The organism is Serratia sp. NCCP-200, from assembly GCF_059697885.1.
Window position 1 is genome coordinate 312,833 of sequence record NZ_BAAKUJ010000002.1, and the last position, 13,615, is coordinate 326,447.

Below are 13,615 nucleotides of genomic sequence, written 5' to 3' on the forward strand. Positions count from 1 at the left end.
CGAATGGAAACGTTAGTTATTGCCTTGGGGGGCAACGCCCTGTTAAAGCGTGGCGCGGTGTTATCTGCAGAAAATCAATACCAGAGCATTGCGCTAATTGCCGATGCCATTGGCAAGCTGGCCAAGAAATACCGCATCGCCATCGTGCACGGTAACGGCCCGCAGGTAGGGTTGCTGGCGCTGCAAAACCTGGCCTATCGCGATGTTCCTCCTTATCCGCTCGATATTCTGGTGGCAGAAAGCCAGGGCATGATCGGCTATATGCTGGCCCAGCAGCTAGGGGCGTTCCATCCTGCTCAGCCGGTGTCCACATTGCTGACTCGCGTCTTGGTAGACGGAGAAGATCCGGCGTATCGGGAACCCAGCAAATTTATCGGGCCGGTTTATGAGCCGCAACAGCAAGCCGAGCTGGAACAAAAGTATGGCTGGAGCATGAAGCTGGATGGGAAATACCTACGCCGGGTGGTGCCGTCACCTGAACCGAAAAAGATCGTCGATATTGAAGCGATCAATCTGCTGTTGGCGAAAAACCACATCGTGATTTGCAACGGCGGTGGCGGCGTTCCGATGGTGGCCAGCGCACAGGGAATGATCGGCAGCGAAGCGGTGATCGACAAGGATCTGGCCTCTGCATTACTGGCCGAAGCCCTGGATGCCGATCATCTGGTGATCCTCACCGATGCTGATGCGGTGTATCAGCACTGGGGCACGCCGCAGCAAAAAGCCATTCGCTCGGCCACCACCCAAGAGCTGGCCCCGATGGCGGTAGCCGATGGTTCGATGGGGCCAAAAATCATGGCGGTCAGCCGCTTTGTACAGCGTAGCGGCAAGGTGGCACATATCGGTGCTCTGCAAGATATCGAGTCGGTACTGGCAGGCACAGCGGGGACATTAATTACGCCGTAATACTGGGTGGGCCTAGCGGCCCATCAACCAAGGGAAAATGAATATGCAAACTATAAAAACAGAGCGAGTGCCCTATTGGATTAAAACCGTCGTGATCTTCTTCCTCGGCTGGGTGGTTATCTATGCCGGGCGTTCGGTACTTAGCCCCATCATGCCGCAGATCCAAACCGAGTTCGGGCTGTCAAAAAGCCATCTGGGCTTAATCAGCAGCCTGTTCTTTCTGACCTACACCCTTTTACAGGTGCCTGCCGGACTATTGGGCGACCGCTTGGGCAGAAAACGCATTCTGGTTAGCGGCTTTATGCTGTTTGCGCTGTTTATCGCTGCCGTCAGCATCTCATCCAACTTTCTGATTTTCATCGTGCTGTGGATGCTGACCGGCGCTTCGCAAGGCGTCTATTATGGCCCGCAGTATGCGCTTTCTTCCGAGGCCATCCCCAAGAAATGGATCACCTTGGGCAGTGCGGTGATCGGCAGTGGGATGTCGTTTGGTATCGCGCTGGGGTATTACCTTTCCAGCTTTATGATCGAGCATTTTCATACTTCGTGGAAGATGCCGTTCCTGGCGATGGCGGTTCCGGTATTGATTGTGGCGCTGCTGATGCTGTTTTTCATTCGGGAAAAAGCGCCGCAAAGTGCTGGCGATACCCCAGCCGCTACAGCAACAAAGAGCGAATTCAGTTTCCTGGACCTGTTTAAAAACCGTAACCTGCTGATGGCCTACATCACCATCTTTTGCTCGATCTACGGCTTCTTCGTGATCATTACCTGGCTGCCGTATTATCTGCAAAAAGAACGCGGCATGGATATTGTGCACGCCGCCAGCATCGCCTCCATCGTGCCGTGGATCTCGGTACTGGGGACGCTGATTTGCAGCTATATCTCCGACAAGCTGGGCCGCAGAAAACCGGTGGTACTGTTTATGCTGCCTTTCTCACTGCTGGCGATCTTCGGCATCGTCTATTCCACCAGTGAAGCGGCGTTGATTGGCGTATTGGTGCTGTATGGGTTTATCGGCAAAATCAGCCTCAACCCGGTACTGATCGCACTGGTGGCAGACAACGCACCGCGTGCCGCGCTCAGCACCGCTTTCGGGCTGTATAACTTCTTTGGCATGGCGGCATCGATCTTTGCACCTTACGTGACCGGCTTTATTGCCGACAGCACGGGGACGCTGAATGCGGGGTTCTACTTTGCCGCGATGATCACGGTGGTGGGTTTTATCGCCATGCTGTTTGTCAAAGAGGGGAAACCGGCGCAGGAGGCTTGATGTTTCATGCGGGGCGCAACCGTGCGGCTGCGCCCATGTTCGATTAATACAGCAGTGAATACAGCTGGCGGCGGTATTTGGCGGCCAGCGCATCGCCAGTCCCCAGTGCGGCCAGAATATCCATCAAGGTCTTGCGGGCGCTACCGTTAGCCGCCGCCAAATCCTTTTTCAGATGACCCATCAGCAATTCCAGCGCTTCTTCGTTGCGGCCAACCTGATGCAGTTGCAAGGCTAGCTGCACGGCCAGCTCGACGTTTTCCGGTTGTTGCTGAACCTGCTGCTGTAACTGCTGAATTTCTGGCGTATCGGCAGCCTGTTTCATCAGCTCAATCTGCGCGACCAGGCCGAGGTAACGGGTATCGCGATCCTGCAATGGAATGGTCGCCAGCACCGCTTCGGCATCATCCGTCTTGTTCAGGGCGATCTGGGTTTCCGCCAGCGTCAGGCCGATATCGCTGCGTTGATTGCTGAGACTCCAGGCATCTTTCAGCAAAGGCAGAGCTTCTGCTGCCCGCTCTTCCTGCAACAGCTCAGTGGCTTCTGCCAGCTTGAGGTCTTCGGCTTTTGGCAGGAAACGCTGCAGGAATTCACGGATCATCTCTTCCGGCTGCGGCCCTTGGAAGCCATCAACCGGCTGGCCATCCTTGAACAGATAGACGGTTGGCAGGGAACGCAGGCCAAACTGGGCGGCGATTGCCTGCTCGGCATCGCAATCCACCTTTGCCAGAACGAACTGACCTGCGTATTCCGCCGCCAGTTTATCCAGTATCGGGGTGAGCTGCAGACAGTGCTGGCTGCGATCCGACCAGAAGTAAAACAGCACCGGCTGGGACATGGACTGTTCCAGAGTCTGGTGCAGGTTAGTTTCGTTAATATCAACAACGGCTTGAGCTAGCATGGTTTCTCTCTAATCTGATCTTGCGGAGCCAATCTACTCTAGATGGGGGCAAAGCGTCGCGCTTCAACCCTTAGCCCCCGTTTGCTTAACCATTACTGCGCAATAGCCAATCCAGCGCACGGCCCGGCAACAGGCGGCGCAGGATGCTCATGGTATGCGCCAGCAGGGTAACCGGGTAGCGCAGCTTGGCTTTGGGGCTTTCCAGCGCGTGGCGCAGCTTCGGTAACACCGCTTCGGCAGGCAGCGTCAAACGCTTGGCGATGCTCGGGTTGTGCACCGGTTTATCGCTCTGCGCCTGATTGACGTTCTGGGTGAAATGGGTCGTCAGCGGGCCTGGCTCGATCAGGCTGACCTGAATGCCGCTGCCGTGCAGCTCCATGCGCAACGCGTCCGACCAGGCTTCCAGCGCAAATTTGCTGGCGGCATAGGCCCCACGCCCGGCGCTGGAGATTAACCCCATCACCGAACTGGTTTGAATAATGCGCCCTTCGCCGTGCGGCAGCATGGCTGGCAGCAGCAACTGGGTGAGCTGGTGGGTGCCAAACAGGTTGGCGGAGAATTGCCGTTCCAGCTGTTGGCGTGAAACCGAGCTGAGTGGCCCGTAAACGCCGAAACCGGCATTGTTGAACAGTCCGTACAGCCGCCCGTTGGTCAGTTCGATCACCTGTGCGGCGGCGCGTTCTACGCTGGCGCTATCGTCCAGATCCAGCTCAATGCCTTCCAGCCCAAGCTGGCGCATATTTTCCACATCTTCCGGCTTACGGCAGGCGGCCAGCACGCGATAGCCACGGTTACGCAGATCTTGTGCTGCAATCAATCCTATCCCGCTGGAACAGCCGGTTATCAATACCGCTTTTTGCATAACTTTACCTAGTAGCTAACCCTATTCAGTTAGACTCATGTTTAACTAGTGGTTCCAGCTGTTGCGCCATCCAGGTGGCGATAAACGGCTGGGCATCCTGATTGGGGTGCAAACCGTCATCCTGCATCCATTCCGGTTTGATCACCACCTGTTCCATATAAAACGGCAGCAGCGGAATGTTGAACTGCTTGGCCAACGCAGGATACAGCGCACCGAAGGCCTCGGTGTAGCGGCGGCCATAGTTTGGCGGAATATGAATTTGCATCAGCAGCGGTTTGGCCCCCGCCTGCAAAACCAGCGTGATAATCTGGTTGAGGTCGCGCTCGATATCCGCAGCCGGGAAGCCGCGCAGACCATCGTTGGCCCCCAGCTCGATCAGCACCCAGCGGGGTTGATGTTGTTTCAACAGCTCGGGCAAGCGTGCCAGCCCCTGAGCGGCGGTGTCACCGCTGATACTGGCATTGACCACGGTCGGGTGGCCAGGTTGTTTCTGCCACTCATCGGCCAGCCGAGTGGCCCAGGCCTGCGCTACCGGCAACCGATAGCCAGCACTTAAACTGTCGCCCAAAATCAATAAGGTATCGGCCGCGACAGCACGTAAACTGAATAATCCCAACAGCAAAAGGAAGGGAAGATGCCAGCGGAAAACGTTCTTGAAGTTCATCATCTTAGTAAACACGTTGGTCAGGGTGAGCATCAGCTTACCATCCTTACCGGAGTCGAGCTGGTTGTCAAACCCGCACAGACAATTGCGCTGATCGGCGAGTCCGGTTCGGGGAAATCGACCTTGTTGGGCATCCTTGCCGGGCTGGACGACGGCAGCGAAGGCGAAGTTAGCCTGCTGGGGGAGTCGCTGACAGCGCTGGATGAAGAAGGGCGCGCTGCGCTGCGGGCAAAAAACGTCGGTTTTGTGTTCCAGTCTTTCATGCTGGTCCCCACCTTGAACGCGTTGGAAAACGTACAACTCCCTGCGCTGCTGCGTGGTGAAAGCGATCGTCAAAGCCGGGAGCAAGCGGTGCAACTGCTGGAACAGCTGGGATTAGGCAAGCGTCTTAGCCACCTGCCAGCGCAGCTTTCCGGTGGGGAGCAACAGCGTGTGGCGCTGGCACGGGCGTTTAGTGGTCGCCCACGAGTGCTGTTCGCCGATGAACCCACCGGCAACCTGGATCGCCAGACCGGTGAGCGCATTGCCGATCTGTTGTTCTCCCTCAACCGCGATTTCGCCACCACACTGATCCTGGTCACCCATGACGAGACCCTGGCGGCTCGCTGTCAGCGGCGGCTGCGCTTGCGTGAAGGCAAGCTGTGGGAGGAAGCATGATTTGGCGTTGGTTCTGGCGTGAATGGCGTTCGCCTTCGCTGCTGATCGTCTGGCTGGCGCTGACGCTGTCGGTGGCCTGCGTGTTGGCACTGGGCAGCATCAGCGATCGCATGGACAAAGGCTTGAGCCAGCAAAGCCGCGACTTTATCGCCGGGGATCGGGTATTGCGTACCGCGCGCCCGGTGCCGGAAGGCTGGCTGCTCGATGCCCAACAACAGGGGCTGAAAGTCAGCCGCCAGCTCTCTTTCACTACCATGACCTACGCAGGGGATCGTCCGCTACTGGCCAACGTCAAGGCTACCGATGCGGCCTATCCGCTGTATGGGCAGTTGGAAACCCTGCCAGCCAATCTCAAACCTGTGCCGGGCAGCGTGCTGGTGGCTCCGCGTCTGTTGGCATTATTGGATATCAAGGTCGGCGACAATCTGGAGGTGGGGGATACCACGTTACGCATCGCCGGTGAAATCGTGCAGGAGCCGGATTCCGGCTTCAATCCGTTCCAGACTGCGCCTGGCATTATCATCAATCTGGCCGATGTGGATAAAACCGGAGCGGTACAGCCGGGCAGCCGCCTGACCTACCGTTATATGTTTGCCGGTGCGCCAACCGATATTCAACGCTATGAAGAACGTCTCAAACCGCAGCTCAAACCCGATCAGCGCTGGTATGGGTTAGAGGAGTCCGGCAGTGCGTTAGGCAAATCGCTACAGCGTTCCCAACAGTTCCTGCTGCTTTCGGCATTGCTGACCTTGCTGCTGTCGATTGCCGCCGTAGCGGTAGCCATGAGTCACTATTGCCGCAGCCGCTATGACCTGATTGCGGTGCTGAAAACCCTGGGCGCTGGCAGAAAGGCGCTCAGCAAGCTGATTATTGGCCAGTGGTTGGCGGTGTTACTGCTGGCGGGAACCTGCGGCAGCGTGATTGGTCTCGGGTTTGAAGCGGTGCTGATCCGCTTGTTGGCACCGGTGTTGCCGGGGGAACTCCCCGCAGCCGGGGGCTGGCCGTGGCTGTGGGCGATGGGGGCTCTGGTGATGATTTCGCTGCTGGTTGGGTTGCGCCCGTACCGGCAACTGCTGGCGACTCAGCCGCTGCGTGTACTGCGCCGGGATGTGGTGGCCAACGTCTGGCCTTTGCGTTACTTCCTGCCAGCTACTGCGGTGATTGTGGTCGGGCTACTGACGGTATTAATGGGGGCAAGTACGCTACTGTGGGCCATTCTGGCCGGTATGGTGGTGCTGGCCTTGCTGCTAGGGGGAATAGGCTGGGGGAGCCTGTTGCTGCTGCGGCGCATCACGCTGAAAAATCTGGCGCTGCGGTTGGCGGTGAATCGCCTGTTGCATCAGCCTTGGGTGACGATCAGCCAGTTAGCGGCGTTCTCGCTGTCGTTTATGTTACTGGCCCTGCTGCTGGTCTTGCGTGGCGATCTGCTCGATCGCTGGCAACAACAGTTACCGCCGGACAGCCCGAACTATTTCCTGCTGAATATGACCACGGCACAGGTTCCACAGGTGAAAGCCTTCTTGCAACAGCATCAGCTGCATGAGGAAACCTTCTATCCCATCGTGCGTGTGCGCCTGTCGGAAATTAACCAGCAGGTGGCGACGGAGCGGGTGCATGAAGACGATCCCGGTGGCGAGGCGGTGAACCGTGAGCTGAATCTGACCTGGCAAAGCGATCTGCCGGATCATAACCCGTTGACGGCAGGCACCTGGCCGCCGAAAACCGGCGAGGTCTCGATGGATGAAGGGATCGCCGGCAGGCTCAAGATCCAGCTGGGCGATACCTTGACGTTCAGCGGCGATACTCAATCGTTCAGTGCCAAAGTCACCAGCCTGCGGCAGGTGGATTGGGAAAGCCTGAAGCCGAACTTTTACTTTATCTTCCCGCCGGGTGCATTGGACGGCCAGCCACAAACCTGGCTGACCAGCTTCCGCTATGACGGCGACGGCAAGGTGCTGACGCAGCTCAACCGCCAGTTCCCAACCCTGAGCCTGCTGGATATCGGTTCGATCCTCAAGCAGGTCGGTGGAGTGTTGCAGCAGGTGAGCAGGGCGCTGGAGGTGATGGTGGTGCTGGTGGTGATCTGCGGCGGTCTGCTGTTACTGGCACAGGTACAGGTAGGGATGCGGCAACGTAGGCAGGAGCTGGTGGTTTACCGCACGCTAGGCGCAGGTAAACGCCTGTTGCGCGGTACGCTGTGGTGCGAGTTTGCGTTGCTTGGGCTGGTAGCCGGGATCGCGGCGGCGGTGGGGGCAGAAGCGGCGCTTTGGCTGTTGCAGACCAAGGTGTTCGACTTCCCGTGGGCACCTACGCCGGTGCTGTGGTGGGCGTTACCGCTGCTGAGTGCCTTGCTGCTCTCACTGTGTGGCGGCTGGCTTGGTGTGCGCCTGCTGCGCGGCCGGGCGTTGTTCCGCAGCTACGAAGGTTGACCCCTCACCCCAACCCTCTCCCACAGGGAGAGGGAGCTGATAGTCCCTGCACTTTTGGAAGTAAAGAGCTGATCAAGTAACTCGATCGTCACTTTAACCAGGATGAGCAGGATCAATCAGCCAGTGCTGATGAAGAATCACTATCCTTTCGGCCTAACTCGATCGGTCCCCTCTCCCTGTGGGAGAGGGTTAGGGTGAGGGGTATACACCGAGATTAAAGGCCTATCATCCCACAAGATCACCCCAGCTTTTGCTGTGCCCAGGCCAAGCCACTTTGATACTCGGCTGGCAGCAGCGGCGCTAATGCCTGTAACGCCTGTTGCAAAGAGGCCGCATCGGGATCGTTGAGATTCAGATGACCCACCTTACGCCCCTCACGCACCTCTTTCTCATACCAGTGCAAATGCACCAGCGGCAGGGCCAGCCATTGCTGGTTCACCGCCGTGCCGATCAGGTTGACCATCACCGAAGGCGTATTCACCACCGGCTTAGGCAGCGGCAGCCCCAGGATAGCCCGCAAATGCAGCTCAAACTGGCTGATGGAAGCGCCGTTCTGCGTCCAGTGGCCGCTGTTGTGGACACGCGGAGCCAGTTCGTTGATCAACAGGCTGTCGCCGACGATAAAGCACTCCATCGCCATTACACCCACGTAGTTCAACTCATCGAGGATCGCAGCCAACATCTGCTCGGCCTGCTGTTGCAATGCCGGGTTGGGCTGTGGCAGCGCCACGCTGGTACGCAGAATGCCTTCTTCGTGCAGGTTGTGGGTCAGCGGATAGAATACCGACTGGCCATCGTGACCACGGGCACCCACCAATGACACTTCGCCAGAGAAATTAATCCCCTGCTCGACGATGCATTCACCATAGTTATCCGCCGGTAGCTCAGCCTCTTGGCCCGGGCGCAAACGCCACTGGCCGCGGCCGTCGTAACCACCCACGCGGCGTTTAACGATCGCCAACTCACCCAAGGTAGCAAACACCTGAGGCCATTCGTCAGCATTTGCCAGCAATTGCCAAGGTGCGGTAGCGAGATGAAGTTGATCGAGCAGCTGCTTCTGTGTCAGGCGATCGGCCAGACGCGGGAAGATATCGCGGTTGACGAAGTTATTGTGCGTCGCCAGCTCGCGGGTCAGGGCGGTTTCTGGCCAGCGTTCGATCTCTGCGGTGATCACCGCGTTTTGATAGGGCACCGCTTCCGGCTCGGCATCCAGACCGACAGGATAAACCGCAATGCCCAACGGCTCACCGGCCTGGCGCAGCATACGCCCTAACTGGCCGTTACCCAGTACGCAAACCGGCTTCATGCATCCTCCCGTGGGTCTGGATGGTTCAGCACCTCGTCGGTCTGTGCCTGACGCCACTGTGCCAACCGCTGTGCCAGCCCGGCATCGTGCAGCGCCAGGATTTGTGCTGCCAGCAACCCGGCGTTGGCCGCACCGGCTTTGCCGATGGCGAGCGTACCCACCGGAATGCCGCGTGGCATCTGCACGATGGAATACAGGCTATCGACACCGCTTAACGCAGCGCTTTGCACCGGCACACCCAACACCGGAACCAGCGTTTTGGCCGCCAACATGCCTGGCAGATGCGCAGCACCACCGGCACCGGCGATGATCACGTCAAAACCCATGGCCTTGGCATGTTCGGCAAAGCTGAACAGCTTGTCCGGCGTGCGGTGGGCGGAGACAACTTCGACATGGAACGGGACATCCAGCGTGGTCAGAACTTCGGCCGCGGACTGCATAGTGGCCCAGTCACTTTTTGAACCCATTACGATTGCGATTTTAACCCCAGCGTTGGCGGCTGAAGTAGCGGTGGCTCCCATGAGTGCATGGCTCCTGTGATGTGGACAAACGTCGGCTGGCAGGCCGTATGAGGGCGTAGAGCATATCATGGGTACAGGGAGAGGAAAACGGTTGCGTCGACGGTTTTTACCATCAAAAGCTGGAAAACGGCCTAGAAGGGGAACTCGATCAGTTCCACGGCATCTGCCGTGACTTTAATCATTGAGCCTTGTGTATGCCAGGCTCCCAACACCGCGCGATGGGCTTTACCGTTTGGTAATGCCAGCGGATGGACTGCTGGGCGATGGGTGTGGCCGTGGATCATCCAGTGGACGTTGTGGCGCAACATGGCCTGTTCAACGGCCTGCGGGTTGACGTCCATAATCGCGGTGGATTTGTATTGGTTGCTTTGTTGGCTGCGAGCACGCATTTTAGCGGCGATCTTCAAGCGCCAGCGCAGGGGGAGCGCCAGAAAAGCACGTTGGATCCAGGTGTTATGAACTTTCTTGCGGAATTCTTGATAGGCCTGATCGTCGGTACACAGGGTATCACCGTGCAGGATCAGGATCTTGCGGCCATACAGCTCGACGACTTGCTCTTCCGGTAGCAGGATCATACCGCTCTGCTTGGCAAAGCGCTTACCCAACAAGAAATCGCGGTTGCCGTGAATGAAGTAGCAGGGCACTCCGGCCTGGTGCAACGCCTTCAGTGCGGCGGCAATTTCGCGATGCAACGGCTCGGGGTCGTCATCGCCAATCCAGGCTTCAAACAGATCGCCCAGGATATATAACGCATCGGCGTGAACGGCTTCACGCTGCAAAAAACGCAGAAAACCGGCAGTAATTGCCGGTTCCTGTACGCATAGATGCAGGTCTGCGATGAACAGCGTGCTCATGCAGCCGCGATTACTCGCTGACGGTAACGCTGGTGATCACGACATCTTCAACCGGTACATCCTGGTGCATGCCGCTGCGGCCAGTTTTTACCGCTTTGATCTTCTCGACCACGTCCATGCCTTCTGCCACTTCGGCAAATACGCAGTAACCCCAACCCTGGGAGTTTTCAGCACGGAAGTTCAGGAAGTCGTTATCTACCACGTTGATGAAGAACTGGGCGGTGGCAGAGTGTGGATCGTTGGTACGAGCCATTGCCAGGGTGCCACGGGTGTTTTTCAGGCCGTTGTTAGCTTCGTTCTTGATGGTTGCTTTGGTGTCTTTCTGACGCATACCAGGTTCAAAACCACCACCCTGAACCATAAAGCCGTTGATGACACGGTGGAAGATGGTGTTGTTGTAGAAGCCTTCACGGCAGTAGTTCAGGAAGTTTTCAACGGTAACCGGTGCCTTGTCAGCAAAGGTCTTGATAACGATATCGCCGTGATTGGTGTGGAAAGTAACCATAGTTTTAGTCCTAGCAAGATGAAATGAGCTGTCACATAGGAAGGCGTGTGAGCAATCAGACCGACTTTATAACATATCTCAATTAATCAGTCAGCAGTGGCTAGGGTGGCAGTTTCGCGGCAGAAATACACGTGTTGTTATCTTAGTCTGGATCAGGTTAATTCCGATCTCACGCAATTTTCTGCCGATCAATTCAGCAATCCTTGGGCTTGACCTTGCAATAGAGCAGCCTTCGGGTTTCAATATGCGGATATGTTTGTTATCACGCACACCACGGACAGCCCTGATGCTAAAGATATTTAATACCCTGAGTCGTCAAAAAGAGGAATTTAAGCCCATTCATGCCGGTAAAGTCGGTATGTACGTGTGCGGGGTAACCATTTATGACCTGTGTCATATCGGCCACGGGCGTACCTTTGTTGCTTTCGACGTGGTAGCGCGCTACCTGCGTTACCTCGGCTATTCGCTGAACTACGTGCGTAACGTGACCGACGTGGACGATAAAATCATCCGCCGCGCGGCAGAGAACGGTGAAACCTGCGACCAACTGACCACGCGTATGCTGGCAGAGATGCACGCCGATTTTGATTCGCTGCTGATCGAACGCCCGGATCAGGAGCCGCGAGCCACCCATCATATCGAAGAAATCATCGAGATCACCCAACGCCTGTTGGCACGCGATCATGCCTATGTGGCCAGCAACGGCGACGTGATGTTCTCCATCGATAGCGATCCACAATATGGCCTGCTTTCCCGTCAGGATCTGGAGCAACTGCAAGCCGGTGCGCGCGTGGAAATCGACGATGTAAAACGCAACCCGATGGACTTCGTGCTGTGGAAGATGTCCAAGCCGGGCGAACCAAGCTGGGAATCACCTTGGGGTCCAGGCCGTCCAGGCTGGCATATCGAATGCTCGGCCATGAACTGCAAACAGCTTGGCACCCATTTCGACATTCACGGTGGTGGCTCCGATCTGATGTTCCCGCACCACGAGAACGAGATTGCCCAATCCAGCTGCGCGCATGATGGCCCGTACGTCAATTACTGGATGCACTCCGGGATGGTGATGATTGATAAAGAGAAGATGTCGAAGTCGTTGGACAACTTCTTTACCATCCGTGACGTGCTGGGCTACTACGACGCCGAAACCGTGCGTTACTTCCTGATGTCTGGCCACTACCGCAGCCAACTGAACTACAGCGAAGAGAATCTCAAGCAGGCTCGCGCTTCGCTGGAGCGTTTATATACCGCGCTGCGTGGCACCGACGCTAATGCCAAACCTGCTGGCGGTGAAGCCTTTGAAGCGCGCTTCCGTGAAGCCATGGACGACGACTTCAACACCCCGGAAGCCTATTCCGCGTTGTTCGACCTGGCGCGTGAAGTAAACCGTCTGAAGAGCGAAGACATGGCGGCGGCGAATGGGTTGGCGGCAGAGCTGCGTAAGCTGGCCAAGGTATTGGGCCTGCTGCAACAGGAGCCAGAACAGTTCTTGCAAGGTGGCGCGCAGGCGGACGACTCGGAAGTGGCAGAGATTGAAGCGTTGATCAAACAGCGTAACGACGCGCGTGCCGCCAAAGACTGGGCGCTGGCAGATGCCGCTCGCGATCGGTTGAACGAGATGAATATCGTGCTGGAAGATGGCCCGCAGGGGACTAGCTGGCGTCGTAAGTAAATAGTAATCAGACTAAGGACCCACTTTTTTACAAGTGGGTCCTTGCTACTAGGATCTCTCCTTTGGTTTACCCATCAAATCTCATTTTCGCCAAGCGGGTGGCTTAAAAATACCCCTGCATAAATCGTTATAGCTAATCAGTTTTTTTGAACTTATTGTGCAAAATTATGCGTTGTGATTATTTTGTGGGAATACTAGTATCTTTAATCTTTATAAGAACGGCACATAACGGATATGTTGGATGAGCTATTGTTTAGGAATGCGCTCAAATTAAATATATTACATGGAGTTAATTATGAACTTAAAAAATATTATGTTTACAGCCGCCTTTTTTACATTTTTACCCCTTGGCCTATATGCTCAGGAAAATAAATCTGCAGTTGATTTATCAAAATTTAGATTTAGCTATGAAGAGATGCATGAAATCGCCAATGATAAATTGCTGTCACATCGTATCTTTTATGAGAAACCGTCAGAAGGCCCTGATGCAGCCTGGTTCGATGCAGTTAAACAGGGAAATTTGTCAGAGGTAAAAAGAATGGTGGAGGCCGGGCAGAATCTGGAAACGAAGGATGAAGCCTCTCTGGGACAGACCGCTTTAGGATGGGCTGCCTTTATTGGTTATTTGGATATGGTTAAGTATCTTACCGAACAGGGTGCTGATATTCGAGCAACGGATAGGGCCGATGTTTATCATTCGGTCAAATCAGCCGTCATGGGGAAAAACGCGGAGGTTGTAAAATATCTTCATGAGCGCTTAAAGGATGATGTCGACTGGAATGCTGTCGAGCAAGATGGTGAAACCTTATTTATGGTCGCCGCAGTGGATGGAAGACTTGAGGTGGTAAAATACATTCTGCAGTTTAACCCGGATATAAATGTGGTGGCGAAGAACGAAAATCCAAAAATTGACGCCAGTCCTCTCAGTGGTGCCTGTGAAAATGGGTTTACTGATGTTGCTAATCTGTTGATATCCAAAGGTGCCATCAATCATAAAACCGGTAAATCCAGCTGTGAGTAAGGATTATAGGTAATAGATTTCCAACTGCGGCCAATCTCGCCGCAGTTGGA

The 13,615-nt window shown here is 55.9% G+C and carries 13 protein-coding genes; 6 read left to right on the forward strand and 7 right to left on the reverse strand.

Features of this window, described 5'->3' with window-relative positions; genetic code table 11:
* Positions 1-3 precede the first annotated feature (3 nt).
* Positions 4-906 carry a carbamate kinase gene (locus tag AC6HVW_RS06715; RefSeq protein ID WP_071682974.1) on the forward strand — a complete coding sequence of 301 codons (903 nt, stop codon included), beginning with the start codon at positions 4-6 and terminating at the stop codon, positions 904-906.
* A 43-nt stretch (positions 907-949) separates the two neighbouring features.
* Positions 950-2,176 (forward strand): MFS transporter, encoded by a 1,227-nt coding sequence (locus tag AC6HVW_RS06720; protein ID WP_059200055.1) that lies wholly within the window; start codon positions 950-952, stop codon positions 2,174-2,176.
* A 43-nt stretch (positions 2,177-2,219) separates the two neighbouring features.
* Here AC6HVW_RS06720 and AC6HVW_RS06725 read toward each other — a convergent pair whose 3' ends face one another.
* The 3 genes from AC6HVW_RS06725 to tesA all read right to left on the reverse strand — a co-directional run bounded on the left by AC6HVW_RS06725 (position 2,220) and on the right by tesA (position 4,600).
* The gene (locus AC6HVW_RS06725) at positions 2,220-3,074 is read right to left on the reverse strand and encodes a co-chaperone YbbN (RefSeq protein WP_071682973.1); all 855 of its coding nucleotides are present in this window, start codon (positions 3,072-3,074) and stop codon (positions 2,220-2,222) included.
* 85 nt (positions 3,075-3,159) lie between these two features.
* Positions 3,160-3,936 (reverse strand): SDR family oxidoreductase, encoded by a 777-nt coding sequence (locus AC6HVW_RS06730; protein WP_021180073.1) that lies wholly within the window; start codon positions 3,934-3,936, stop codon positions 3,160-3,162.
* Positions 3,937-3,961: 25 nt separating this feature from the next.
* Positions 3,962-4,600, reverse strand: a complete 639-nt coding sequence (gene tesA / locus AC6HVW_RS06735) for a multifunctional acyl-CoA thioesterase I/protease I/lysophospholipase L1 (protein ID WP_051363221.1) — start codon at positions 4,598-4,600, stop codon at positions 3,962-3,964.
* Here tesA and ybbA point away from each other — a divergent pair.
* Entirely contained in the window at positions 4,571-5,257 is a 687-nt protein-coding gene (gene ybbA, locus AC6HVW_RS06740) for a putative ABC transporter ATP-binding protein YbbA (protein ID WP_071682972.1), read from the forward strand. The two genes, tesA and ybbA, sit on opposite strands and share 30 nt — an antisense overlap.
* Positions 5,254-7,686 carry a putative ABC transporter permease subunit YbbP gene (ybbP, locus tag AC6HVW_RS06745; RefSeq protein ID WP_021180070.1) on the forward strand — a complete coding sequence of 811 codons (2,433 nt, stop codon included), beginning with the start codon at positions 5,254-5,256 and terminating at the stop codon, positions 7,684-7,686. Before ybbA ends, ybbP begins: the two co-directional genes overlap by 4 nt.
* A gap of 238 nt (positions 7,687-7,924) precedes the next feature.
* Here ybbP and purK read toward each other — a convergent pair whose 3' ends face one another.
* The 4 genes from purK to ppiB all read right to left on the reverse strand — a co-directional run bounded on the left by purK (position 7,925) and on the right by ppiB (position 10,872).
* A complete protein-coding gene (purK, locus tag AC6HVW_RS06750) occupies positions 7,925-8,992 on the reverse strand; it encodes a 5-(carboxyamino)imidazole ribonucleotide synthase (RefSeq protein WP_059200057.1) in 1,068 nt (355 codons plus the stop codon).
* Positions 8,989-9,513: a 5-(carboxyamino)imidazole ribonucleotide mutase gene (gene purE, locus AC6HVW_RS06755; protein ID WP_024486090.1), complete on the reverse strand. Its 525-nt coding sequence runs from the start codon at positions 9,511-9,513 to the stop codon at positions 8,989-8,991. Before purE ends, purK begins: the two co-directional genes overlap by 4 nt.
* A gap of 131 nt (positions 9,514-9,644) precedes the next feature.
* Positions 9,645-10,367, reverse strand: coding sequence for a UDP-2,3-diacylglucosamine diphosphatase (locus AC6HVW_RS06760; RefSeq protein WP_071682358.1), 723 nt, complete (start codon positions 10,365-10,367; stop codon positions 9,645-9,647).
* A gap of 10 nt (positions 10,368-10,377) precedes the next feature.
* Positions 10,378-10,872, reverse strand: coding sequence for a peptidylprolyl isomerase B (gene ppiB, locus AC6HVW_RS06765; protein WP_021180066.1), 495 nt, complete (start codon positions 10,870-10,872; stop codon positions 10,378-10,380).
* Between the two features lie 286 nt (positions 10,873-11,158).
* On the opposite strand from ppiB, the gene cysS reads away from it, so the two are divergent.
* Together cysS and AC6HVW_RS06775 are read left to right on the forward strand one after the other, a co-directional pair.
* Positions 11,159-12,544 (forward strand): cysteine--tRNA ligase, encoded by a 1,386-nt coding sequence (cysS, locus tag AC6HVW_RS06770; RefSeq protein WP_021805415.1) that lies wholly within the window; start codon positions 11,159-11,161, stop codon positions 12,542-12,544.
* A gap of 295 nt (positions 12,545-12,839) precedes the next feature.
* On the forward strand, positions 12,840-13,565 hold the full coding sequence (locus AC6HVW_RS06775) for an ankyrin repeat domain-containing protein (protein WP_071682356.1): 726 nt from the start codon (positions 12,840-12,842) through the stop codon (positions 13,563-13,565).
* Positions 13,566-13,615 lie beyond the last annotated feature (50 nt).